Here is a 23297-nt window from a genome sequence, read left to right on the forward strand (position 1 = left end):
ATTAATTTTTTAAACTTGTATTTAATATTTTATATATAATTTTCCCAATCTCGTAACCTGAAGTTCTAACTTTTCATTAAAAGGATAAGTTTTTGAATGCTTACAGAGATAGAGCCAATATTTTGTTTCTTCTAATTCTTTTGCCGCAATTTTAATTTTATTGATAAAATCATTCTTGCTGTGTGGGTTTTGTGCTTCAAATGAGTTGGCTCCTATGCTTGTCCCAGAGCGTAACAATTGTTTAGCAATAACAAATTTTCTTTTTTCATCTAAAAGTTCACAAAATTCAATAATATCTAAAGAAAATTGAACTGTTTTCTCAATTAATGGATTGTTCTCGAAATTTATCATTTGTGTTCATTTATTTTATTTCATCATTGTTAAATTGATGCTGATAAATTGTTTGTTACATTGAGTTACAGCTCCGTTACTTTCTTTCCTATTTTATATACTGTTCCGACAAATTTTGCAACCAGTTCTTCATTTTGATTGGTGATTTTAATGTCGTAAACAGCGGTTTTTCTGGTTTCGTTGACCAAAACGCTTTCTGCCCTGAAAGTATCGCCTTCTTTTCCCGCTTTGGTAAAATTGATGATACAGTTTAATGCAACGGCGGCATCTCCGGAATTATTGGACGAAAAAGCCAACGCTGAATCCGCAAAAGCAAAGGTAACGCCTCCGTGAACCGTTTTCAGCCCGTTAATCATTTCTTTCTTAATGGGCATTTCTATTAAGCAATAATTTTCTTTAACGTCAATCAGTCTGATATTCATCCACTGGGAAAAGAAATCCTGATCGAACATATATTCTGCAACCTGTCTGGGATTCATATTAATTTATGCTTGTTATTTTTTCATATAATTCATCGGCCAACCGGTCGTAAATACTCATGGTTTTACCCAGAATGACCTGTCCGTATGAAAGATTTTCTGAATTTGATAAATTTTCTGCCTGATAAAAAGCACTCAGATCAATTCCTTCTTCATTGGCAATTCTCTTAATAAGCTCCTTATATTTTTCATTGAATTTCCCTAATAATTCAAGCTTTTCCTGATAGTCATTTATCAAAGAAAGTTCCTGAACAATGTATTCTTTTTCAATATTCAGTCTTGTTTCCAGTTCGGCTCTGAATCCGTCTATATTCATTTTTTAATTTAATAATTTAACAATGTAACAGTTACCAAGAGAGATTCTTCGCTTTGCTCAGAATAACAAATAAATTGCCAGATTGGTATATTGTTACATTTTACAAAGCAACGGGCTTTGTCTATATCTTTCTTCCTGATATTCTTCGTAAAGATCCTGCAACGTTTCGGAGATTTTGGAATATCCGATTTCTTTTCCCCAAGCTAATAATCCTTTAGGATAATTTACGCCTTTCTGCATTGCCAGTTCCAGATCTTCATCATTTGCTACACCTAATCTTTTTGCTTCTACGGCTTCATTAATCAACATAGAAATAATTCTCATGAATATTTGCTGATAAAGCGCTTCATCTTTCACAGGTTCTACTTTAACAGCTCCCTCCGAATAATCGTAAAATCCTTTTCCTGTTTTTCTTCCATGAAGTTTTGCCTCTGACATTCTTTGCTGAAGAAGAGATGGTTTGTATTTCGGATCGAAGAAGTATTCATTGTAAACTGTTTTAGTTACCGAGAAATTTACGTCAACACCAATTAAATCCATCAGCTCAAAAGGTCCCATTCTGAAGTTCCCGGTGGTTTTCATCGCTTCATCCACCTGTTCTACCGTTGCGATGTTTTCTTCAACGATTCTTAACGCTTCACCGTAGTAAGGACGCGCAATTCTGTTGACAATAAATCCGGGAATATCTTTTGCAACGACAGGAGTTTTACCCCAGTCTTTCATCAGAGTATAGATTTTTTCCGCTAAAGATTTTTCGGTTAATAAGGATGGAATAACCTCCACTAAAGGCATCAGCGGAGCCGGATTGAAGAAGTGAATTCCGATGAAACGCTCCGGTTTCTGTAATTCTGCACCAAGAGAGGTGATGGAAATGGATGAAGTATTGGAACCAATAACACAGCTTTCTGATACGTGTTTCTCTAATTCTGTGAAAACTTTGGTCTTGATTTCTTTGTTTTCGATAATGGCTTCAATGATCAATTCGCAATCTTTGAAGTCTTTTAATTCTGTAGCGATGGAAATATTTGCTAAAATTTCAGCCATTTTCTCTGCTGAAATTTTCTGTTTGTCGACCAGTTTGGTCAGTGTTTTTTCCAATCCTACGGTTGCCGTTTCTACCTGTTTTGCATAGGCGTCATAAATCCAGACTTTGCATCCATTGGTTGCGGCTACTTGTGCAATGCCGATTCCCATTGTTCCGGCACCGATAATTCCTACATATTTCATGTTTATAATGTAACAGTCTAACAATGTAGCAGTTTACCAATGTAAAAAATTTTGGTCATTGTTACATTGCCAGATTACTACATTGTTATATTAATTCTTATTTTCCTTTATAATCAGGTTTTCTTTTCTGTAAAAAGGCACTTACTCCTTCTCTAAAATCTTCTGTCTCTGCTGCTTCCTGCTGTAAATCTGCTTCTAATTCCAGCTGTTCTTTCAATGTATTGTTGTAAGAGTTGGCGAATGCTTTTTTGGTAAGTTTAATAGCTGCTGTCGGCATATTCGCCATTTTTTCAAGAATTTCCATTGATTTTGGGGTAAATTCTTCTTCACTGAAAACTTCTGCTACCAATCCGTATGATTTTGCTTCTTCAGCCGATAGTTTTTTTCCTGTAAATGCTAAATAGTTGGCCAGTTGTCTTCCCATTAATCTAGGCAAAAAATAGGTTCCGCCGGTATCAGGAATTAATCCGATATTTGAAAATGCCTGGGCGAAGTATGATTTGTCAACCGCCAAAACGAAATCCGAAATTAACGCCAGCATTGCTCCTGCTCCTACTGCGGGACCATTAACCAAAGCCACCACAGGCTTTCTGCAGCGTGTAATTTCCATAACCAATGGATTGTAATAATCGGTTACGATTTTTCTGATAATATCATTATCATGATGCTCATTTCCCTGAACGAAAGCATCATCCAGATTCTGACCGGAACAAAAAGCCCTTCCTCTCCCTGAAATAGCGACACATCGTACCTGAGGATCTTCACTGCATTCTTTTACAAAATCTTTCAGATCTGATAATGATGGCTTTGTAAGCGCATTCATGGTGTCAGGCTGGTTGAGGTAAGCAATTTTTAACTTTCCTTCGAAGTGGCTCTCAATATCGAGTTGTGTGTACATAGTATTAATTTTTTTAATTTGAAAATTATATAATTTGAAAATGTTTTTTAAGCAATTTTTTATTAATTAACTCATTCTCAAATTTACACATTTTCAAATTGATTAATGGCATTTAAAGTAATCAAAAGGCTCCAAACAGTCTAAGCATTGATACGAAGCTTTACATAATGTTGATCCGAACCTGCTGATCTGTTTTGAGTTCATAGAACCGCAACGTGGGCATTTTTTTGGTTTGCCAATGTGATGCTCATCGGCTCCTTTTTCTGGAGGTGTTATTCCGTAGACGCGAAGTTTTTCTCTTGCTTCATCCGTAAGCCAGTTTGTTGTCCAGATCGGAAACATCTTGGTCACCACTTTTGCCTCCCAACCGTTTTGCTTCATGATCTTGATGATGTCTTCCTCAATGGTAAACATGGCGGGACAGGCAGAATAGGTCGGCGTAATCGTTACTTCACAGGAGTTTTCACCTGTAATTTTTGCTTCTCTTACAATGCCTAATTCCACGATATTGATTACCGGAATTTCCGGATCGGGAACGAGTTCTAATATTTCTAAAGGATCTCTCAATTTAATCTAACAATTTAACAGTCTATCAATGTACCAATTATTGCTAAACTGCTACATTGATATATTGGTACATTTTATTTACCACGTACATCCCGGATATGCTCTCTGCATATACTGCAATTCACAAAGCATATATCCAAAATATTCCGTGTGATAACCTGTTCTTGATTTTGGCTGCATAAAAGGATTTGATGGATATTCCAACCCGAAATCCGCAAAATCTTTCTGCGTGATGGCCAGAAATTCTTCGTAAAGAACATCTGTATTTGGAGCAATATTTAGAGCTACCAAATCATCTTCACCATCTGTTTTTGCAAATAAACCTTTTGTATATTCCCAAATATTTTCAATCGCTTTAACCAGACGTGTTCTGCTTTCTTCCGTTCCCTGAGCGAAAATCTTCATCCAGGAAGCGGCGTGTGTATAGTGATATCTTACTTCTTTCAAAGACTTCTGAGCAATAGCAGAAAGTTCTTCATTTGCAGAATTTGACAATGCTTCGTACATTAATTTCTGATAGACTGCAAAAACGTATACTTTTAAAATCGTCTGTGCATAATCTTCATTGGGAAGTTCTACCCAATGCGCGTTCACATATTCATGCTCGTATCTTAAAAATGCCAAATCATCTTCGCTCTTACCATCATCGATTACTCTGGAAGCGTAAACATAGAAGTTATTCGCCTGTCCAAGTTCATCCAATGCGATATTCGTCAATGCAATATCTTCCTCCAGATAAGGACCTTCACCGCACCACGCAGACAAACGCTGTCCCATAATGAAACTATCGTCTGCGAGTTTTAATAAATAATTGTATAATGGGTTCATTGTTTTTTAATTTTAAGACAATTAGATGATAGAAGGATAGAAAATAGACAAGTAATCCCTAAGGTCTTTGATCTATACATCTATTATCTCCAAGTCTCATTACATATTTTTTACATCGTTTGGAATTTCGTAGAAAGTCGGGTGACGGTAGAGTTTGTCGTCTGCCGGATCGAAGAATGCTTCTTTATCCACTCCTTCCGAAGTTACGATGTATTTACTTGGAACTACCCAAACTGATGTTCCTTCTTTTCTTCTTGTATAAACGTCTCTTGCATTCTGCAAAGCCATTTCTGCTGTTGGTGCCTGTACCACTCCAACGTGTTTGTGGGATAATCCCGGTTTAGTCTGGATAAACACTTCCCACATATCTAAATTTGCCATAAATAAATTAATTTAACAATGTATTAATATAACAGTTTAACAATAATGAGACTCTTCGCTTTGCTCAGAATGACAATAGGATTGTTACATTTTTACATTGGTATATTGTTATATTGAAATTTTTTCCTGTTTTTCCGCGAAAGCCGCCGCAGCTTCTTTTACCCAGGAATTTTCTCTCTGTGCTTTTCTTTTGGTTTCGATACGTTTTTTATTGCACGGTCCGTTTCCTTTCAGGATTTCCATGAATTCATCCCAAGGAAGCTGTCCGAAATCGTAATGTTGTCTTTCTTCGTTCCATTTCAGATCCGGGTCAGGAATGGTTAATCCTAAAAATTCAGCCTGAGCAACGGTAACATCAATGAATCTCTGGCGAAGACTGTCGTTGCTTTCTCTTTTCACTCTGTAATTCATAGAGATCTTAGAGTTTGGCGAACTGTCATCATTCGGACCGAACATCATTAAAGCCGGCCACCAGAAACGGTTTAACGAAGCCTGGGCCATTTCTTTCTGCTGTTTTGTACCACGGCAAAGCGCCATTAAAATTTCATAACCCTGTCTTTGGTGGAAAGATTCTTCCTTACAGATTTTCACCATTGCTCTGGAATAAGGCCCGTAAGAATTTCCCATCAGCATTACCTGATTCATAATTGCCGCTCCGTCTACCAGCCAGCCGATGGCGCCGATATCTGCCCAGCTCAGCGTAGGATAATTAAAGATACTTGAATATTTTGCCTTTCCTGAAAGCATATCTTCATATGTTGCATCCCTGTCTGCTCTTACGGTTCCGTCTCCTAATGTTTCGGTTGCAGAATACAGGTATAAACCGTGACCAGCCTCATCCTGAACTTTGGCCAGAAGCGCCATTTTTCTTCTCAGTGAAGGCGCTCTGGAAATCCAGTTGGCTTCCGGCAGCATTCCTACAATTTCGGAATGGGCGTGCTGTGAGATCTGACGAACCAATAATTTCCTGTAATCGTCAGGCATTACATCTTTTGGTTCAACTTTATTTTCGTCGTGTACGTACTGTACAAATTTTTCAATATCTATTTCCATTTTGTAATATTTAAAATGAAGGTAAATTTTAACGCAAAGTTTGCTAAGATTTATTTTACTACTAACTGCTTTTAAGTTCGCTAAGGCGTTTCACTTAGCCAAGTCCACAAAGTTTTAGAGTTAAATCTTATCATTTTACATTGGTAAATTGTTACATTGTTATATTAATTACACATCATAATTCAGCATCACCACATTCGTTGTAGGATGACACTGGCAGGTAAGAACGTAACCTCTGGCTACTTCTTCTTCGGTAAGCGCGTAGTTTTTTTCCATGAAAACTTCACCTTCCAAAACTTCGGCTTTACACGTACAGCATACTCCTCCTTTACACGCAAAAGGCACAGGAAGATTGTCTTTTAATGCTTTATCTAAGATACTTTCTTTTTTAGAATTCAGGTGGAATGAATATTCATCATCATCAATGATTACCGTTACCATACTTTCGATATTGGCAATCGCTTTGAATTCATCACTCATTTCCTCCGTGTTTTCTTCATCGGGAGCAGTGAAATATTCAAACAAAACCTGTATAGCAGGTACTTTTTTATCTTTCTTTAAATAATCTGCGATGCCTTTAATCATTTCTGAAGGACCGCAAATGAAATACGTTGCTTCTTTTACATTGATATCAGCATATCTTTCAAACAACAGCTCAAGTTTGTCTGGACAGATTCTTCCTTCAAAAAGCGGATCTTCGTGTTTCTCACGGCTTACCAGATACACTACTTTCAGTCTTCCGTTGAACTGCTCTACCAATTTATCAATTTCAGCTCTTTTCATTACATGATTCATACTTCTGTTGCTGTAGAACAGATATGCATTGGAAAGAGGCTCCTGGTAAAGGCTTTCTTTAATATTGGACAACACCGGGGAAATTCCGCTACCGGCAGCCAGCCCAACGTATGTTTTTACATTGGTAGGATGATAAGAAGTGTTAAAACCACCCATCGGAGGCATCACTTCAAGCACTTCGTCCATGTGAAGATGTTCGTTGAAATAACCTGAGACTTTCCCGCCTTCCAATAATTTCACCAATACTTCCAGTGTATTGCTTTTTTCACTCGGCGCATTGCAGATAGAATAAGAACGTCTCTCTTCGTTTCCGTTGATCATCATCCGGAAATTGAGATACTGTCCCTGCTTGAATCTGAATTTATCTTTCAGTTCTTCAGGAACTTCAACAGCTACATTAACTGCGTCGTTGGTATCTTTCTGAACTTTTACCGTTTTTAGTTTATAAAATGAATTCATTTTGTTTTTAATATTCTATTAATTTTTCCACCTTCACATTTAGGTAAACTGTCCTGGGCATGAATTTTCACTTTTGTGGTAATTCCTACCCGTTTCTTTATTTCGTTTTCTATGTTTTTCCCGAAATTTCCGACGAAAACAGCATAATCGTCGGTATTTAAACTTAAATTTTGCGCCTTTACCAATTCATCATCTACTTCCACATCAATATCCAGCGCAACACACATCTGTTCTTTTTCAACCGGCGTCAAATAATAATTCGGAACCACACCTTCTACGTGAGAAAACGCTTCTTCAATCTGGCTGGGATAAACATTTACTCCTCTTACAATCAGCATATCATCTGCTCTTCCGATTATTGGTTTCATTTTCACCATGGTTCTTTTACCATTTCCGTCATAATAAAGGCTGGTAATATCATTGGTCCAGTACCGTAAAAGCGGCATCGCCTTTTTTGTTAATGTTGTAATGACCAAAACGCCTTCCTCTCCAAACGGAACCGGCTGCTTGGTAACCGGATCTAAAATTTCGGGATAAAAATGATCTTCCCAAATGTAAGATCCACCTTTTTCTTCAAAATCTTCCATTGAGACTCCCGGTCCGATTATTTCGCTCAACCCGTAAATATTGGTTGCATGAACGCCTAATCTTTCTTCAATATGATGTCTTATAATTTCCGTCCACGGTTCTGAACCTAGCACGGCATATTTCAAGCTGATTTCATCTGCAGAAATTCCTCTTTTGGCAAATTCATCAGCCAGCGTTAAAGCGTAAGAAGGTGAGCAGCAAAGAACTTCAGGCTTAAAATCCATAATTAAATCAACCTGTCTTGCCGTCATGCCTCCGGAAATAGGGAGAACACTCATTCCTAATTTTTCCGCGCCATAATGCAATCCCAATCCACCGGTAAAAATTCCGTAACCATAAGCATTATGCAGCTGCATTCCCGGTTTTGCTCCTGCTGCGTTTAAAGATCTCGCCACGACTTCGCTGAATAGATCAACGTCTTCTTTTGTATATCCCACTACAGTCGGTTTACCCGTTGTTCCGCTTGAACAGTGAATTCTCTGCAGTTCATTTTTCGGAACGGTACATAATCCGAAAGGATAATGATCTCTTAAATCCTGTTTATAAGTAATCGGAAGTTTCGTGATATCTTCAATAGACCGGATATCCTGTGCAGATATTCCCTCTTCATTAAACCTCCTTCTATAAAATTCTGACTTCTCCCCAAGATAGCCTACCAGCTTTATCAATCGCTCAGATTGAAGCTGTCTCAACTGATCGAGCTTTAGATATTCAACTGAAAAATCCATACTTAACTAACTAACACTTGTTAGTGTAAATGTAAAAAGATTTTTTGTTTCTGCCAAATTTTTATGATTTTCATCATAGATACACCAGTCAAAGGTAAAACGAACAATATTGAGTCAAAAACTGATCTGAAAGATAAAAAACCTTGCATTAATAAATTCAATTTTACATCATACACGCTAAATTGGCGTATCTTTGTAAGTTATACTGAAAGATTTTTATAAGTTAAGGATGATTTAATAATGGTAAGATTTATTTCTGTTGAAAAATATTTCGACTGAAATATTAATTTTTACCATTTTTTCGCAATTTTATGTTAAACTAAATTGATTATAAACATACTGTAATGAAAAGATTGGTTTTGGGTCTGTTGTTTTTGGCTTCATGGCAATTTTCCGCTCAGGAATTATATATGCCGAGAAATATTAAAAAAGCATATGCAAACGGTACCCGCGATGTATCCGGTGCACCGGGAAAAAATTACTGGCAAAATAAAGGAGTGTACAATGTAGAAGTAAAAGTGGATGCCAACTCGAAAATTGTTTTCGGTAAAGAAACCATCTTTTACAGCAACAATAGTCCGGATAACCTTCATGAGCTGGCGATCCGTTTTGTTAATAATTTACACAAACCCCAGGCTCCGAGATCCGGAATGGTTTCCAAAGATTTTCTAACGTCAGGACTGCATATTAAATCATTTGTGGTAAATGGTGAAAAATATGCTGTGAACAGTGAACATTGGGGAACTGTCGAAAAGGTAAAACTTAATTCTGCCTTAAAATCAAAAGCCAAGGCTGAAATAAAGATAGAATGGGAATATCCTTTATCGGTAGAAAGCGGAAGAGAAGGGCAGATTGATCCGGAAACATTTTATGTTGCATATTCCTTCCCCAGAATATCTGTATATGATGATTACAACGGATGGGATATGCTTCCGCATTCCGACAGACAGGAGTTTTATAATGATTTTAATGATTACAGTTTTGCCATCACTGCTCCAAAAAATTACGTTGTATGGGCAACCGGAGATTTCCTGAATCCTGAAGCAGTTCTTCAATCAGAATATTTAAAAAGATACCGGGCTTCTTTAAAAAGTGACAAAGTAATTCACGTAGCTACGGAGCATGAAATGAAATCCGGAAAGGTGACAAAACCAAATAAATGGAACACTTGGAAATTTAAAGCCAGCCATATTACAGACTTCTGCTTTGCATTAAGCAATCATTATGCGTGGGATGCTTCCAGTGTTCAGCTGAAAACTAAAAGAGCGAGTATTCAGGCAGCATATGGACCTGAAGCCAAAGATTTTGAACATTATGTAGAATGGATGCGCTATAACCTGGACTGGTTTTCCAAAAACTGGCCGGGTGTGGAATATCCGTACAATGTAATGACTGCTGTACAGGGATATGCCGATATGGAGTACCCAATGATGATTAACGATACCAGTATCCCTGATGATTTCCAGGATGCCAGATTGACCGCAGATCATGAGATTGCACATACCTACTTCCCTTTCTACATGGGAATCAACGAAACAAGATATGCCTTTATGGATGAAGGGTGGGCAACAACACTGGAGTATCTTATTGGAATCGATGAAAACGGCGAGGCAAAAGCCAAAGAGTTTTATAAAAATTTCAGGGTGAAAAGATGGATTAATGATCCTTCTGCGGAACAGGACCAACCCATCATTACAATGAGTACTCAGGTAAGCGGTGCAGGATATGGTAATAATTCCTATGTGAAAGCATCATTATCTTATCTGGCTTTAAAGGATTATCTGGGAGATGAGGTCTTTAAAAAAGCCCTGCATCATTATATGAATAACTGGAACGGAAAACATCCTATTCCGTGGGATTATTTCTATTCTATGAATACCGGTTCGGGAAAAAACCTCAACTGGTTCTTCAACAACTGGTTTTACACCAATAATTACATTGACCTAAAGATAGCGGGGGCGAGCCAGATGAATGATCTTTTAACCGTAAATATTAATAATATAGGTGGCTTTGCGATCCCTTTTGAAGCAGAAATAAGCTATGATGACGGAACGGTTGAAAAGCTTCATTTCTCACCTTCTGTCTGGGAAAAGGACCAACGACAGACCATGCTCACCATTCCTATTACGAAAAAGGTAAAATCAGTGAACCTTGAAGGTGGAATTTTTATGGATTACACTCCTGAAGATAATAAGAAAACGCTATAAAACAAGTCCGGCTGTTTCAGAATGAAACAGCTGGACTTTCGTATTTATGAAAAGTTATTTATTAATATAATCGTAATCCTGATCTTGCTCCTGATGAAGCTACCACAGACTGCATTCTCGTTTTTTGTCCGGCAGAGAACATGAACATGGCGGCATCATCTACATAATCCATGTAATTCATGAACATTACTGATCTCTGCACTCCTCCACAGGTATTGTACAACGGATAGCTAGGCTTCCCGTAGTTCGGTCCTGTCTGTGTAGGCGTATCGGTTACAAGATCATTTCCACAATTGGCATCTCCCCAGATATGTCTCAGGTTAAGGTAATGCCCTACCTCGTGGGTAGCAGTTCTTCCCTGGTTGAATGGTGCAGAGGCGCCTGTTTTCCCGAAATAAGAAGCAGCAATTACAACACCGTCATTCCACAGTCCTGAAGATTCAGGGAATGTAGCATATCCTAGAATTTGTCCCATATTTCCAACGATCCAGATATTAAGATAATTGGCCGGGCTTGTTGCATCAATTCCTCCGCTGGAAGCTCTTTTCATAGCGTCATTTGTACTCCAGCTTGTTTTGGTAGTTGATTTCCTTACGGTGTTTGCCAGCCTGAACCTTACTTTTACATCCCCGGCTTTCAAACTCTGAAAAGCAGTCGGAATTTTTGATGCATCACTGTTTGTTCCTCCGTAATCTGCATTCAGAACCGCAATCTGCTCTGCGATACGGGCAGCGGAAATATTTTCTGATGATGTTCTGTATAAAACATTTACCACTACGGGAATTTCAACGGTACCATCAGAAAGTACTTTCCCCAGTTTAAGATCGTTGGCAAATTTTTCTGTATTGGCTTCAAGTGCGGAATATCTTTGTCTCAGCTCTGCACTTTTCTGAAGGGCCGCCTTCCTGATTTCTTCAGACGGACAGCCTCTTTTTAAGGCAGATCCTCCTGAATTTTCTGTGTTGCCTGATGGTTCCTCGGTTTGGTTGATAATGTTGTCGCTGTTACAGGACAGGAAGCTCAGCATAAGAACTCCGAATAGTAGTTTTTTCATATAAATATATTTTGTTACAAAAATGAAATTATGAAATTCAGAATTCACATGCAAATATTTCACCTACTTGTTACTTAATTTTATTATTCAATCAATAACATTATTTAATATTTATACAAAATATATCATTATAAACACGATTTTACTACTTATAAATTATAATATCTTAGTTTTTATTAAACCGTAATTCATCCCGCAAATCCATTTTTTATCGCAAAAACAGCTAATCCTACACGGGTTTTAAGATCGAGTTTTTCACAAAGCTGATCTCTATAGCTTTCTACCGTTCTCGGGCTGCAGCACATTTTGTCTGCAATTTCTTTATAACTAAGCTCAGTGACAGTATATTTTAAAAATTCTTTTTCGCGCTCGGAAATTTTAATACTGTTTGCCGAATCTTGGCTATTCATATTGGAGAAAATAATTTTCGAAGCCCAGTCCGGGTAGAAGAATCCTTCGGTACTCAGTTTCAGCAGTGCATTTTCAAGTTCTTTCGGATGTGTATTTTTCAGAAGGTAGCCTTTTGCCCCGTTTTTAATCATTTTAATGACACTTTTATCATCGCCCTGCATGCTTAATGCCATTACTTTGATACCCGGGTGATTTTCCTTGAGCCAAAGTACGGTTTCGAACCCGTCCATGATCGGCATGCTGATATCCATTAAGATAATATCCGGAATCCTGCTGTTGCTTTCAAATTTCTGAATAAGATCTTTCCCGTTTTCTGCAACGTAGATCACTTCAAATTCTTCAAAATTATCAATGATTCCTTCTAATGCTTTTGCAATGAGTATGTGATCGTCAACGATCACTATTGTCTTTTTCATGGCTGTTTCTTTAAAATAATGTTGAGTGTGGTCCCAAAATTTTCCCTGCTTTCCAGACAAAAATCGGCTCCTATAATTTCTGCTCTATTTTTCATATTGGTAAGGCCGATGCCGTTTGATTTGGTTTTAAACTGGTCAAAACCAATACCGTCGTCCTTAATATCCAGTTCCCAAAGTATTTCATCAGAGGTGTTCAGGGTAATAAAAATATTTTTACAGTTAGAATGTTTTATACTGTTCTGGATGAATTCCTGGGTAATCCTCAGCAATACATTTTTATGGGCAAAGCCTAAATCAAGCTGTTTAAAATTACATTTGAAGGATACTTTGCATTTTTTGAAAGCATTGGTATTGTCTACTTCTTCCTGAATTAAGGTTACAATTTCCTTCTGATTGATTTTATCATCAGTCAATGTTTTTGAAAGGCTCCTTAGATCCTGCAGAGACTGGTTGATGATTTGTGAAACCTGATCAATTCTTTCACTGACTTCCGGAACTTTGTTCTCGTACAGCAGCTGTTGAGTATAAAGGCTCACGAGGGTAAGTTTCTGTCCGATATTATCATGCAGTTCTCTTCCAATCTGTTGCATAGTAGCCTGCTGAATTTCCAGCTGCGTTGCAAGAAGTTCACGTTTGTGGATTTCATTTTTAACTTCAATTTCGTGCAGGTATTCTTTTTTGCGCTGTCTGTATTTCCGGATGTACATGATCACCGCAGCAACAAACAACACAAAAAACATGTTGAACAAAATGATGGTGATCAGGAGCTCTGTTTTCCCCATATCAATGAAATTGAAAATAATATATACATCACAACAGCTGAAACAAGAAAATAGGCAAAATAAATATTGTAAATTTCCCTGTACGACTTCAACAATTCAAAGAACGTCCAGAACGGCAATGTTCCTATGTAAAATAAAGTGACACCCAAGTTGATGTAAAACATTCTGTTTTTATCAAAATCCAGAATATCGGATGAATTAATTTGCTTATAATATTCCATAACAACAAGTATCATCAGAATTAAACATCCCAGCGTATAATTTAAAGAGAACATCACTTTATCCGTAGAAAACAGCAGTTCACTTGGAATAAATGAGAAGAGATATACTCCCGAAAGTATGAAGAAAAGTTTCGGCCGGTCGAACGATTTTACTGCATACAACCAATAAAAGAAAAGAAACTCAATAGGAATGACAAAGTAATTGTAATAAGCCTGTTTGTTATATTCTATAAAGAGATCTCCCCATTTCCCGATAGCTTCTGATACAAACACAAAAACCAGATAAAACACAAAAAATTTCCAGTATTGATTTTTTAAACGGTTATAATATAAAATTGAAATCAAGGCCGCAATACCTTCACTCCAAAACATTAATTCTTGTACTATTCTTTGGAAATCACTCATTGTGTTTCGATAAATTATGTTTTCAATCTATTAAAATAATTCAGTTTTCGTGCTGTCGGGCGGAATCAGATTACCATGATTCTGGCAGATTACATCACATGCAGCACCTGCATTTTTTGCAGAAGCCATTGCCAGCAAGTTCCCGCTTCCGCTCATTGCCAAAGGATTGAAATCATAATTCAGCATTTCTCCGTTTTCATCCTGTCTTTTTATAGTAGGAACCATTACCAATGTATGTTTTTCAGCATATTGTCTTCCGATAGGTGTACCATTCATGATATCCCAGTTTTCAAGATTCGGATAAGCAGCATAGTAAAAACGGATTCCCAAATCTTCTGCATTCGCTTCAGGATTGTTGGCGGAGGTCAGCGTTTCGATATCAGCAATAAATTTTTTCAGTGTTGCAAGGTCAAAATGAATGGAGTGCGCATCATCTATTCCTGTTTTGTCTTTTACAGCGATCAATTGGTTATTTCTGTAATTGTTTACCAGGGTCTGGATCAGATCCTGAGCCATTGTATTTGGCGGCAGATTGAGCTCCAGAGTTTCAGAGGTAGGTTGTGTTTTCATAAGCTAGTTTTATAATGTTAGTTGATTCCGCAAAGTTCGCAAAAAAACACATTGTTGCGACATGGTTTTTTTCCTGTTTATTTACAGGGATTTTACGGATTGCAGGTTTTATTTAAAATTATAAAAGATTTGAACACGATCGATAAAAATAAGTGCTGCAGAAAAATCTGCAGCACTTACTTACAAAAATAATATATATGAAAAAAAACTACTTATAAGTCTGTTGGTCTGAAGACAAGCCCTGTTTCCTCGAAATAATCCAAGGTAATTCTGTCGCCGTCATTCACATTTCCCGCAAGGATCTCACGAGACAATTTATTGAGAACTTCCTGCTGAATTACTCTTTTTAAAGGTCTTGCACCAAATGCCGGATCATATCCTTTGTTCATCAGGTAATCTACAGCATCCTGAGTGGCCGTCATAATGATGTTTCGTTTTGAAAGCATGTCATTGAATCCTCTCAGCTGGTAAGTAACAATTTTTCCGATTTCTTTTTTTCTTAACGGCTGGAATAGTACTACTTCATCAATTCTGTTCAGGAATTCCGGACGGAGCGTCTGTTTCAAGAGATCAAAAACTTCATCTTTGGCTTCCTCTAAAGTTTCAGGACTGATATTATCATCTTTGTCACGCTGAGCGGAGTCGAAGCGTTCCTGAATTAAATGTGACCCTAAATTCGAGGTCATGATGATGATTGAGTTTTTGAAATTCACCACTCTTCCTTTATTATCTGTAAGACGGCCGTCATCCAAAACCTGCAGCAATGTATTGAAAACATCAGGATGCGCTTTTTCTATTTCGTCAAGAAGCACTACTGAATAAGGTCTTCTCCTCACTGCTTCAGTAAGCTGACCGCCTTCATCATAGCCTACATATCCCGGAGGCGCACCGACAAGTCTGGACACGCTGTGTCTTTCCTGATATTCACTCATATCAATTCTTGTCATGTTGTTTTCATCATCGAATAAAAACTCTGCCAAGGCTTTTGCAAGCTCAGTTTTTCCGACACCGGTTGTTCCCAGGAATAAGAATGAACCGATAGGTTTTTTATCATCGCTCAATCCTGCTCTGTTTCTTCTGATCGCATCTGCAATCGCTGTGATGGCTTCATCCTGGCCTACAACCCTGTGATGGAGTTCAGTTTCAAGATTTAATAATTTTTCTCTTTCAGACTGAAGAAGTTTGGTCACCGGAATTCCGGTCCATTTTGCAATCACCTCAGAAATATTTTCGGAAGTAACTTCTTCCTTGATCAGCTCATTCTGATGATTCTGCATTTCGATTTCAAGCTTTTTGAGATCTTCTTCTTTTTCGCGGAGTTTTCCGTACTGTATTTCCGCTACTTTTGCGTAATCTCCTGCTCTTGAAGCTCTTTCCGCTTCCAGTTTCAGCGACTCAATATCTTTTTTAATCTGTGTTAAATCTTCAGACTTCTGTTTTTCTTTCAGCCATTTGGCGTTGATTTCATTTCTCTGCTCAGAAATTTTTGAAATATCTTCTTTTAAATGGTCGATTTTTGTCTGGTTTCCTTCTCTTGAAATGGCGGCAAGCTCAATTTCCAGCTGCATTAATTTTCTGTCTAAAACATCCAGCTCTTCGGGCTTTGAGTTGATTTCCATTCTCAGTTTAGCAGAAGCCTCATCAATAAGGTCAATCGCCTTATCCGGCAAGAAACGGTCGGAAATATATCGTTGAGACATCTCCACAGCAGCAATAATCGCTTCGTCTTTGATTCTTACTTTATGGTGCGCTTCGTATTTATCTTTAATTCCACGAAGAATAGAGATAGCCGATTCCGTATCCGGCTCTTCTACCATTACTTTCTGGAAACGTCTTTCCAGCGCTTTATCTTTTTCAAAATATTTTTGGTATTCATTGAGCGTGGTAGCACCAATGGCTCTTAATTCACCTCTTGCCAATGCCGGTTTCAGAATGTTGGCAGCATCCATTGCGCCTTCACCGCCTCCGGCTCCAACTAATGTATGGATTTCGTCGATGAACAAAATAATCTGGCCGTCTGATTTGATAACTTCATTTACAACGGATTTTAAACGTTCTTCAAATTCACCTTTATATTTGGCTCCGGCGATCAAAGCCCCCATATCCAATGAATATAAGGTTTTATCCACCAGGTTTTCAGGCACGTCGCCACTGATAATTCTGTGGGCAATACCTTCTGCGATGGCTGTTTTACCAACACCCGGCTCACCGATCAGGATTGGATTGTTTTTTGTTCGTCTCGAAAGAATCTGCAAAACTCTCCTGATTTCTTCATCACGCCCGATTACGGGATCCAGCTTACCTTCTGCAGCTAATTCGTTGAAGTTTTTAGCATATTTATTTAAGGACTGGTAGGTTTCTTCCGAACTTGCAGAAGTAGCCTTGCTTCCTTTTCTCAATTCTTTGATTCCTCCTTCCAGAAGACTTTTGGTAACGCCCATATCTTTCAGCATTTTTGAAACTTCTGAATTTGTTTCTAAAAGGGAAAGCCAAAGATGTTCTATGGTTACGTATTCATCTCCCATTTTTTTAGCGATGTTGGGTGCATCCAGCAAAACTTTGTTGGCCGATTGAGAAAGGTAAATATTTCCACCCTGCACTTTCGGAAGCTTTTCTAAATTTTCACGGTTTCTCTCTCTTACCAAAGCAGCATCTGCTTCAGATTTTTTTAATAAGAAAGGCGAAATATTTTCATCTACCTGAAAAATACCTTCAAGAAGATGTTGAGGTTCAATACTCTGGTTGCCGAATTCCATGGCTACCTGTTGAGCAGCCTGGATGGCTTCCTGCGATTTTACGGTATATTGATTTAAGTTCATATTCTGTATATGTTTTGGTTTAATTTAGTTTTCATCGTATTGATTTCAGACATCAGATTTCAGACCATAAGAGTTTAATACATATTAATTTTTAAATCCGAGTTTCTAATTTCTGATGCCCTCCATCCTATTTAATCAATTAATTCGAAAGCTATATCGCAAAAATTATTCAATTATTAATTTTTCAAAAAATATAGACAAAATTTCCGAAAAATGTATTTTAAACCTGATTCTAACAGACAAAAATTCCGATTAGGCTGTTTTAGAGTAAAAAATCATGGAAGAAAAGTCAGATTTGAAAAAATTCAAAAAAATGAAGTTAAAATTCTTTTATCAAGTTTAAAATGGGCATAATAAATTTAAGCTAAAGCAACTGGAAAATTTTTATATTTTAAAACGGACTAAAGTCCGTTCCTATTGAAGACAAAATCATCCGTTCAAAATCAAAATATTAAAATCAAAATAATTACTTTTGTCTTTTACCAGATGGAGCTTAAAGAAAAACAAAAGAAAATATTGGATGTTGCGGTAGAACTTTTCAAAGAGAAAGGTTATATGGGCAGCTCTGTACGGGATTTGGCGACCAAACTCAACATCAAAGCTGCTTCCTTGTATGCCCACATCCGTTCCAAAGAAGAAATTTTAGAATGGATTTGTTTCGGAATTGCCCAGGAATTCTTTGATGAGCTGCAGGAAGTAAAGAACACGAATATTCCGCCAAGGGAAAAACTCAACCTTTTTATTGAAAAACATTTGTCGGTGGTTCTTAAAAACCGCGATGTTACGCATATTTACTCCAATGAATGGAAGCACCTGGAAGAGCGTCTTCCTGAATTTATTGCGTTACGGAAAAATTACCAGCAGGAAGTAGAAGAATTGATTTCCAAAATCTATCAGGCTGAAAACTGGGAGTTGAGATCATCTGCTTTCACAACAAGATTCATCCTTCATACGTTGAATAATTCTTATTTCTGGTTCAAAAGAAATACAGAATCCACCACCGAAATCACGGATGAGATCAGGGATAAGATCCTGTATGGTTTGTTGGGAAAAAATGCTTCGACAGAGTAACAATAATTACATATACCGAAATATTCAGTCTTTTACATCACTTAAAACTGCAAATCTGCCAGTACCGGAAAGTGGTCTGACGGATAGAGCAGATTTTCCCGTCTGTCATTGATATGTCTGTGGGACTTAATTTTAAATCCTTTTACAAATATATAATCGATTCTGTCTTTCGGAATTTCATTAACGTTAAATGCTGTAAATGTTCCTTTCGGGCCGTAATGTTTTGTTTCTGAATGATCAAAACTATCTTTCATGTTCTGTGACATAATTTTTATCGGTTCCGAATCTTCAGTTAAATTAAAATCACCGCTTACGGTTACCGGTAAGTTTTTAGGATTCAGTTCTTTGATTTTCTTTAAAATCAGTTCAGAAGATTTCACTCTTGCCACGTTGCCAATATGATCAAAATGAAGATTCAGGGCCAGAAATTCTTTTTCCGATTTTTTATCTTTAAAAAGTGCATAGGTACAGATTCTGTTCAGCGCTGCATCCCAACCTTTAGAAGGTTTCTCAGGAGTTTCGGAAAGCCAGAACGTCCCGGATTTGATAACCTGCAATCTGTCCGCATCATAAAATATCGCGGAAAACTCACCTTTTTCCTTTCCATCATCTCTGCCCACGCCTACATAATCATAATTTTTCAATCCGTTTTTAATATCTTTCATCTGCTCCGGCAATGCTTCCTGAACCCCGAAATAATCCGGATGATAATAGGAAAGAAGGTCTGCTACATCTTGTTTCCTGTTCGTCCAGGCGTTTTCTTTATCGGAATCTACATTTAATCTGATATTAAAACTCATTACTTTAAGATCCTGTGAAAAACCTAAAGCAAACATCATCATACATACGATTGAAAATCTGAAACTCATAATCATTTATTTTAGTTAAAACAAAAATAAGGTTTATCCTATAGAAAGCCTATTTAACAGGAACTTTTAATAAATAATTAAAATCATTTGATTCTTGAAAATAGCTTTTATTGTTTATTCAATCTTAATATTTTTATCTTCTTCTACAGAAATGAAATATTCTTCAAAATCTTTCTGGTAAACCGGCTTTTCACTCTCTAATTTTACTACTCCGATAGATGTATAGTGAGCCGCCGGTTTTATATTCTTTTTTTTAAGTTCTTTTTCAAGATTTTCAATATCAATATCTTTTTTCAGAACTGCGATATAGGTTTTCATAATTATGCCTGTATTAATCCGCTTCCGATATCCCGGTATTTCAAACCCTCAATTGGTTTTGCTTTGGCTTCAGCAAGTTCCCAGATTTCTTTTGCCGTTTTTTCGGGGAACTGTTCCATGTACAATGCCATCATTCCGGAAACATGAGGCGTTGCCATACTTGTTCCGCTCATCGCATAGTAATTACTGCTTTTATTTTTACTGTTTTTAGGATAAGTGCTGATAATGTCGACTCCAGGAGCACAAATATTGACGCTGCCTCCTGTTGCGGGGTTCAGTCCGGCATTAGAGAACTTCGCAATTTTCATATGCCCGTCTATCGCACCTACTGCCATGATGGAAGAGGTATTCGCAGGAGAAGAAACCGGCTTTGGAACTGATGGCCGGCTGCTGTCGTTTCCGGCAGCGGCAATAATGATGCAGTTGTTTTCCAGCGCTCTTGCTCCAACCGTTTCAAAAAGTGGAGAAGGCGTATCATTCAGTTTTACGGCAGAAGCCAGTGACAAAGACAAAATCCTGAATTTCTTTGTAATAGCCCAATCTATGGCATCGATTACGCTGCTGGTGGTTCCTTTTCCGGAATCGGAAAGCACTTTGGCAATTTTTAAATTAGCATCTTTGGCTATTCCGTACCGCTTTCCGTTGTCCAGTCTGATGTTCCCGGCTGCTATTCCTGCACAGTGTGTCCCGTGACCATTCGGGTCGCGGTCCCAGCTCTCTCCGCTGATGAAAGATTTTCCTTCAATTTCCCTTCCTGAAAAATCGGGGTGCGACAATTCTATTCCTGTATCCAGAATACAGATATCAATACCTTTTCCGGTGTAGAGCGAATTTTCGATATTAAGCGCTTTTAATCCCCATTCCATTTCTATGAGGGATTTTTGCGGCAAAGGTTTATTTGTAATATATTTTTCCAGCTCCGAGATTTTATCGTTAATTTCCGCGGATTGCTTTTTCAGTTCATTGATGATAGATAATTCATCTGCAGAAAAGAATTCTCTTTCTTTTTCAAAATAAACGATGGGATTAGAATCATTTTTAACAGCACTTTTCAGTTGTTCTTCATCCATATTTTCAACTACCAGAACGCCCAAATTTTTATAAAGAACACCGTTATCATTATCAATTACCTCGTAAGAGCGGTTTTCTGATGAAAGAAATTCTGACGAAGTAATGGTAACTTCCAGTTCGTTTTCTACTTTTCTGAGGGAATTTTTTTGCTGATCTTCGAGCACAACAATATATCTTTCTTTTTCCATAGCGTTGTTTATATTAGTTTTAAAAGGACTTTTTCAATAACCAGGAATATATCTTCCGAAATCATACTAAGTCTCAGTTTTTTGTTAATTCCTAAAATCTGTGTGTTATGGTTAACAAGCGAGTTCCAGAATATTTCAATTTTGGGGATTGTATTGAGATCTTTTACTTTATCTTCATCTAAAAATCCGTTCTGGTATAAAGAAACAATAAGCCCTGAAAGGATTTCTTCCGCTTCATCAAGCTTTTTCTGTTCTTTGCCATACATCTCCGTTAGCAATCCGTGGATGCTTTCCATCGCGCTGAATGAAAAACCCCACTGAAGTTCACGCTTTGCGGTAGTGATCTTTTCCATCTGCACAGGATTAAACCCTCTTTTCACCGTAGAAATCATATTCATGACTTTGAGTACTTCAGATTCACAGGTTGTATTGCCTTTGGTTTTTAAATATTCCAAAAATTCGTGAAGAAAAGCTTCAAACTGCCCATCAAAATCGAAGGATTTCGACAGATAAAGCTCCTGGACCTTATTAAAATGCTGAAAAAGCTCCTGAATTTTCTGTATCGTATGATGAACGAGTTCCTGCATTATTCAAAAATTATCTGTTCTATTTCTTTACCGTCCTTGTCTTTGTAGGACATGATCCTGATGCCTTCTTCTTCCATTTCCACATGAAGGTTGATGAATAATTTGTCTTTATCTTCAGCAGAATTGGTATTCGGGTCAATATAAATGTTGTTCAATTTTGAATTGATCAAACTGTACCTGTTTAGCACGTCCGCATAAATTTGTTGTAGCGCTAAAGATTCTTCTTCCGTCGAAGTGCCTTCAATAGGTCTCTCCACAGGCTTCTGCGGAGTTGCAGCAATAGCTCTTACCGAAGTTTTTTTAATATCAGTTATTTGTGCTCCTGTTTCCGGTTTTTGTAATCTGACGGAAGCCAGCCCTCCTGTTCTGATGGAATTGACTAATGTCCTGAAATCTTCAGTCTGAATATTTTTTGTAGATATCGGCTGAATATTCAGCTGTTTTTCTTTGTTGACCGTATAAATTCGTTCGTTGACATCGCGAATTAATTTGAGTTCGTTTATCGGAAAGTTCCTGTCGGCATCGGCATCAATGTCGGTAATCTTAATAGGAATATCCATTTTCACACTGGGAAGCGAATATCTCGGAACTTTAAAATATTTTAAGTACTCGTGCTGCGCATACTCTTTTGCGATGGCCACTGCATTTTCGTCTGCTTTTTTACGAGCCTGAATTATCTCATTATTGAGATAATCCAGGTAATCTGATAATTTAATCATGACTCGTAAAAGTTTTATTGTGCAAGCAGTCCAAGAACTTTTTCCAATCCTGCAGGCATTTCGTCATTGGTTGCTCTTACTTTCACCCCAAGAGAATATTCTTTTTCCACTTTGATTCCTGTGCTGGAAGTTCTCTTGTAAGATACATCAACGTTGAATTTTACCGGACCGAAGCCTCCTGAAGCTCCCGCTTTAATTCCGAATTCGTCACTTACATCTTTAGTGTAGGTTGAATTTAATTTCACGTTAAAATCTACATCACAGGTTTCGATTCTGAAGCTCGGTACATTTAGTAGAGCAATGAAAGGAACGGATATTTCCACATCCTGCTCGATGGTAGGATCTACATTCGGGGTTTCTTCTTCGTTTTTATATTCAGGATTCGGCACATGCTTTTTGTATTTGAATTCTGCCATACGAAGCTTATTTTCTTCTCCGTCTTTTTCAAATCCTACCTGCTGGATAAAGTTCACGGTGCTGATTGCTGCGTTGGACTGTGCTTTAACACATGCGTCAAGCGGACCGCCAATAATTTTTGCAAAATCAATGCTTCCTAATTCTGCTGCGAAGTCTGCGCTTTCCGCACCTGATGTTTTGAACACCTGATCATCGGCCATCATTCTTCCTGCAATCATTTTCATCACTTCCGATGAAACTGCTGCAAAAGATTTTTCCCATTTTTCATCGTAGTTTTTCTTAAAATCATCGATGATGTTTAATAATTCTTTGTTTGAAAGCGCGGCCAGTTCAGAAGTTTCGATTCCTGAAACTTTTTCGTACACTGCAGGCGTTAATGATTTTTCAAGCCCTGTTAAAAGGTCAATTAATTCGTTTTTTGATTTTTTGGCGTGGTTTGCTTCCAACACCGACTTTAATGTTTCCATGTTTTTGAATTTGTTTTGTTAAAAATTTCTACTGC

25 protein-coding genes are annotated in these 23297 nt (G+C 37.5%); 2 read left to right on the forward strand and 23 right to left on the reverse strand.

Annotated elements, in window-relative coordinates:
- Window positions 1-21: 21 nt before the first annotated feature.
- The 11 genes from ACYT6F_RS03010 to ACYT6F_RS03060 form a co-directional block, all read right to left on the reverse strand.
- Complete coding sequence (locus ACYT6F_RS03010; RefSeq protein ID WP_472599829.1) at window positions 22-351, reverse strand: four helix bundle protein; 330 nt, start codon at window positions 349-351, stop codon at window positions 22-24.
- Window positions 352-416: 65 nt separating this feature from the next.
- Window positions 417-830: a PaaI family thioesterase gene (locus ACYT6F_RS03015; protein ID WP_472599830.1), complete on the reverse strand. Its 414-nt coding sequence runs from the start codon at window positions 828-830 to the stop codon at window positions 417-419.
- A 1-nt stretch (window position 831) separates the two neighbouring features.
- Entirely contained in the window at window positions 832-1146 is a 315-nt protein-coding gene (locus ACYT6F_RS03020; protein ID WP_472599831.1) for a hypothetical protein, read from the reverse strand.
- A gap of 93 nt (window positions 1147-1239) precedes the next feature.
- The gene (locus ACYT6F_RS03025; RefSeq protein WP_472599832.1) at window positions 1240-2373 is read right to left on the reverse strand and encodes a 3-hydroxyacyl-CoA dehydrogenase NAD-binding domain-containing protein; all 1134 of its coding nucleotides are present in this window, start codon (window positions 2371-2373) and stop codon (window positions 1240-1242) included.
- Between the two features lie 97 nt (window positions 2374-2470).
- Window positions 2471-3271 (reverse strand): enoyl-CoA hydratase/isomerase family protein, encoded by an 801-nt coding sequence (locus ACYT6F_RS03030; RefSeq protein WP_472599833.1) that lies wholly within the window; start codon window positions 3269-3271, stop codon window positions 2471-2473.
- Window positions 3272-3373: 102 nt separating this feature from the next.
- Entirely contained in the window at window positions 3374-3838 is a 465-nt protein-coding gene (paaD, locus tag ACYT6F_RS03035) for a 1,2-phenylacetyl-CoA epoxidase subunit PaaD (RefSeq protein WP_472599834.1), read from the reverse strand.
- A gap of 78 nt (window positions 3839-3916) precedes the next feature.
- Window positions 3917-4666 carry a 1,2-phenylacetyl-CoA epoxidase subunit PaaC gene (paaC, locus tag ACYT6F_RS03040; protein WP_472599835.1) on the reverse strand — a complete coding sequence of 250 codons (750 nt, stop codon included), beginning with the start codon at window positions 4664-4666 and terminating at the stop codon, window positions 3917-3919.
- 99 nt (window positions 4667-4765) lie between these two features.
- Window positions 4766-5047: a 1,2-phenylacetyl-CoA epoxidase subunit PaaB gene (gene paaB, locus ACYT6F_RS03045; protein WP_027373980.1), complete on the reverse strand. Its 282-nt coding sequence runs from the start codon at window positions 5045-5047 to the stop codon at window positions 4766-4768.
- Between the two features lie 108 nt (window positions 5048-5155).
- A complete protein-coding gene (gene paaA, locus ACYT6F_RS03050) occupies window positions 5156-6094 on the reverse strand; it encodes a 1,2-phenylacetyl-CoA epoxidase subunit PaaA (RefSeq protein ID WP_472601096.1) in 939 nt (312 codons plus the stop codon).
- A 174-nt stretch (window positions 6095-6268) separates the two neighbouring features.
- Window positions 6269-7354: a 2Fe-2S iron-sulfur cluster-binding protein gene (locus ACYT6F_RS03055; protein ID WP_472599836.1), complete on the reverse strand. Its 1086-nt coding sequence runs from the start codon at window positions 7352-7354 to the stop codon at window positions 6269-6271.
- Window positions 7351-8670, reverse strand: coding sequence for a phenylacetate--CoA ligase family protein (locus ACYT6F_RS03060; RefSeq protein ID WP_472599837.1), 1320 nt, complete (start codon window positions 8668-8670; stop codon window positions 7351-7353). Before ACYT6F_RS03060 ends, ACYT6F_RS03055 begins: the two co-directional genes overlap by 4 nt.
- Window positions 8671-9014: 344 nt before the next feature.
- Between ACYT6F_RS03060 and ACYT6F_RS03065 the strand changes: the two genes are divergently transcribed.
- Window positions 9015-10877 carry a M1 family metallopeptidase gene (locus ACYT6F_RS03065; protein WP_472599838.1) on the forward strand — a complete coding sequence of 621 codons (1863 nt, stop codon included), beginning with the start codon at window positions 9015-9017 and terminating at the stop codon, window positions 10875-10877.
- A 61-nt stretch (window positions 10878-10938) separates the two neighbouring features.
- Here ACYT6F_RS03065 and ACYT6F_RS03070 read toward each other — a convergent pair whose 3' ends face one another.
- The 6 genes from ACYT6F_RS03070 to clpB form a co-directional block, all read right to left on the reverse strand.
- Entirely contained in the window at window positions 10939-11931 is a 993-nt protein-coding gene (locus tag ACYT6F_RS03070) for a zinc metalloprotease (RefSeq protein ID WP_472599839.1), read from the reverse strand.
- Between the two features lie 188 nt (window positions 11932-12119).
- Window positions 12120-12758, reverse strand: coding sequence for a response regulator transcription factor (locus ACYT6F_RS03075; protein ID WP_472599840.1), 639 nt, complete (start codon window positions 12756-12758; stop codon window positions 12120-12122).
- On the reverse strand, window positions 12755-13540 hold the full coding sequence (locus ACYT6F_RS03080) for a sensor histidine kinase (RefSeq protein WP_472599841.1): 786 nt from the start codon (window positions 13538-13540) through the stop codon (window positions 12755-12757). The genes ACYT6F_RS03075 and ACYT6F_RS03080 overlap by 4 nt, the downstream gene beginning before the upstream one ends.
- The gene (locus ACYT6F_RS03085) at window positions 13519-14166 is read right to left on the reverse strand and encodes a hypothetical protein (protein WP_472599842.1); all 648 of its coding nucleotides are present in this window, start codon (window positions 14164-14166) and stop codon (window positions 13519-13521) included. The genes ACYT6F_RS03080 and ACYT6F_RS03085 overlap by 22 nt, the downstream gene beginning before the upstream one ends.
- Before the next feature lie 30 nt (window positions 14167-14196).
- Window positions 14197-14736: a hypothetical protein gene (locus ACYT6F_RS03090; RefSeq protein WP_472599843.1), complete on the reverse strand. Its 540-nt coding sequence runs from the start codon at window positions 14734-14736 to the stop codon at window positions 14197-14199.
- A gap of 212 nt (window positions 14737-14948) precedes the next feature.
- Entirely contained in the window at window positions 14949-17555 is a 2607-nt protein-coding gene (clpB, locus tag ACYT6F_RS03095; RefSeq protein ID WP_472599844.1) for an ATP-dependent chaperone ClpB, read from the reverse strand.
- 417 nt (window positions 17556-17972) lie between these two features.
- On the opposite strand from clpB, the gene ACYT6F_RS03100 reads away from it, so the two are divergent.
- On the forward strand, window positions 17973-18626 hold the full coding sequence (locus ACYT6F_RS03100; RefSeq protein WP_472599845.1) for a TetR/AcrR family transcriptional regulator: 654 nt from the start codon (window positions 17973-17975) through the stop codon (window positions 18624-18626).
- A gap of 41 nt (window positions 18627-18667) precedes the next feature.
- Here the strand turns inward: ACYT6F_RS03100 and ACYT6F_RS03105 are convergent, their stop codons facing one another.
- The 6 genes from ACYT6F_RS03105 to ACYT6F_RS03130 all read right to left on the reverse strand — a co-directional run bounded on the left by ACYT6F_RS03105 (window position 18668) and on the right by ACYT6F_RS03130 (window position 23262).
- The gene (locus ACYT6F_RS03105; protein ID WP_472599846.1) at window positions 18668-19495 is read right to left on the reverse strand and encodes an endonuclease/exonuclease/phosphatase family protein; all 828 of its coding nucleotides are present in this window, start codon (window positions 19493-19495) and stop codon (window positions 18668-18670) included.
- Between the two features lie 114 nt (window positions 19496-19609).
- The gene (locus tag ACYT6F_RS03110; RefSeq protein ID WP_169231233.1) at window positions 19610-19813 is read right to left on the reverse strand and encodes a hypothetical protein; all 204 of its coding nucleotides are present in this window, start codon (window positions 19811-19813) and stop codon (window positions 19610-19612) included.
- Between the two features lie 2 nt (window positions 19814-19815).
- Window positions 19816-21072 (reverse strand): S8 family peptidase, encoded by a 1257-nt coding sequence (locus ACYT6F_RS03115; RefSeq protein ID WP_472599847.1) that lies wholly within the window; start codon window positions 21070-21072, stop codon window positions 19816-19818.
- A gap of 8 nt (window positions 21073-21080) precedes the next feature.
- Window positions 21081-21659 carry a hypothetical protein gene (locus tag ACYT6F_RS03120; RefSeq protein WP_472599848.1) on the reverse strand — a complete coding sequence of 193 codons (579 nt, stop codon included), beginning with the start codon at window positions 21657-21659 and terminating at the stop codon, window positions 21081-21083.
- The gene (locus ACYT6F_RS03125) at window positions 21659-22378 is read right to left on the reverse strand and encodes a hypothetical protein (protein WP_472599849.1); all 720 of its coding nucleotides are present in this window, start codon (window positions 22376-22378) and stop codon (window positions 21659-21661) included. The genes ACYT6F_RS03120 and ACYT6F_RS03125 overlap by 1 nt, the downstream gene beginning before the upstream one ends.
- 14 nt (window positions 22379-22392) lie before the next feature.
- Complete coding sequence (locus ACYT6F_RS03130) at window positions 22393-23262, reverse strand: DUF2589 domain-containing protein (protein WP_472599850.1); 870 nt, start codon at window positions 23260-23262, stop codon at window positions 22393-22395.
- Between the last annotated feature and the right edge of the window lie 35 nt (window positions 23263-23297).

This window comes from Chryseobacterium sp. NG-CE01 (assembly GCF_055695505.1).

Excerpts from the sequence above, each read along its gene's own strand:
- ACYT6F_RS03105 (WP_472599846.1), bottom strand. The coding sequence starts at position 19,495 with ATGAGTTTCAGATTTTCAATCGTATGTATGATGATGTTTGCTTTAGGT.
- ACYT6F_RS03030 (WP_472599833.1), bottom strand. The coding sequence starts at position 3,271 with ATGTACACACAACTCGATATTGAGAGCCACTTCGAAGGAAAGTTAAAA.
- ACYT6F_RS03120 (WP_472599848.1), bottom strand. The coding sequence starts at position 21,659 with ATGCAGGAACTCGTTCATCATACGATACAGAAAATTCAGGAGCTTTTT.
- ACYT6F_RS03115 (WP_472599847.1), bottom strand. The coding sequence starts at position 21,072 with ATGGAAAAAGAAAGATATATTGTTGTGCTCGAAGATCAGCAAAAAAAT.
- ACYT6F_RS03010 (WP_472599829.1), bottom strand. The coding sequence starts at position 351 with ATGATAAATTTCGAGAACAATCCATTAATTGAGAAAACAGTTCAATTT.
- ACYT6F_RS03015 (WP_472599830.1), bottom strand. The coding sequence starts at position 830 with ATGAATCCCAGACAGGTTGCAGAATATATGTTCGATCAGGATTTCTTT.
- clpB (WP_472599844.1), bottom strand. The coding sequence starts at position 17,555 with ATGAACTTAAATCAATATACCGTAAAATCGCAGGAAGCCATCCAGGCT.
- ACYT6F_RS03125 (WP_472599849.1), bottom strand. The coding sequence starts at position 22,378 with ATGATTAAATTATCAGATTACCTGGATTATCTCAATAATGAGATAATT.
- ACYT6F_RS03085 (WP_472599842.1), bottom strand. The coding sequence starts at position 14,166 with ATGAGTGATTTCCAAAGAATAGTACAAGAATTAATGTTTTGGAGTGAA.
- ACYT6F_RS03060 (WP_472599837.1), bottom strand. The coding sequence starts at position 8,670 with ATGGATTTTTCAGTTGAATATCTAAAGCTCGATCAGTTGAGACAGCTT.
- ACYT6F_RS03055 (WP_472599836.1), bottom strand. The coding sequence starts at position 7,354 with ATGAATTCATTTTATAAACTAAAAACGGTAAAAGTTCAGAAAGATACC.
- ACYT6F_RS03065 (WP_472599838.1), top strand. The coding sequence starts at position 9,015 with ATGAAAAGATTGGTTTTGGGTCTGTTGTTTTTGGCTTCATGGCAATTT.
- ACYT6F_RS03130 (WP_472599850.1), bottom strand. The coding sequence starts at position 23,262 with ATGGAAACATTAAAGTCGGTGTTGGAAGCAAACCACGCCAAAAAATCA.
- paaB (WP_027373980.1), bottom strand. The coding sequence starts at position 5,047 with ATGGCAAATTTAGATATGTGGGAAGTGTTTATCCAGACTAAACCGGGA.
- ACYT6F_RS03075 (WP_472599840.1), bottom strand. The coding sequence starts at position 12,758 with ATGAAAAAGACAATAGTGATCGTTGACGATCACATACTCATTGCAAAA.
- ACYT6F_RS03090 (WP_472599843.1), bottom strand. The coding sequence starts at position 14,736 with ATGAAAACACAACCTACCTCTGAAACTCTGGAGCTCAATCTGCCGCCA.
- ACYT6F_RS03025 (WP_472599832.1), bottom strand. The coding sequence starts at position 2,373 with ATGAAATATGTAGGAATTATCGGTGCCGGAACAATGGGAATCGGCATT.
- ACYT6F_RS03110 (WP_169231233.1), bottom strand. The coding sequence starts at position 19,813 with ATGAAAACCTATATCGCAGTTCTGAAAAAAGATATTGATATTGAAAAT.
- paaC (WP_472599835.1), bottom strand. The coding sequence starts at position 4,666 with ATGAACCCATTATACAATTATTTATTAAAACTCGCAGACGATAGTTTC.
- ACYT6F_RS03080 (WP_472599841.1), bottom strand. The coding sequence starts at position 13,540 with ATGGGGAAAACAGAGCTCCTGATCACCATCATTTTGTTCAACATGTTT.
- ACYT6F_RS03070 (WP_472599839.1), bottom strand. The coding sequence starts at position 11,931 with ATGAAAAAACTACTATTCGGAGTTCTTATGCTGAGCTTCCTGTCCTGT.
- ACYT6F_RS03020 (WP_472599831.1), bottom strand. The coding sequence starts at position 1,146 with ATGAATATAGACGGATTCAGAGCCGAACTGGAAACAAGACTGAATATT.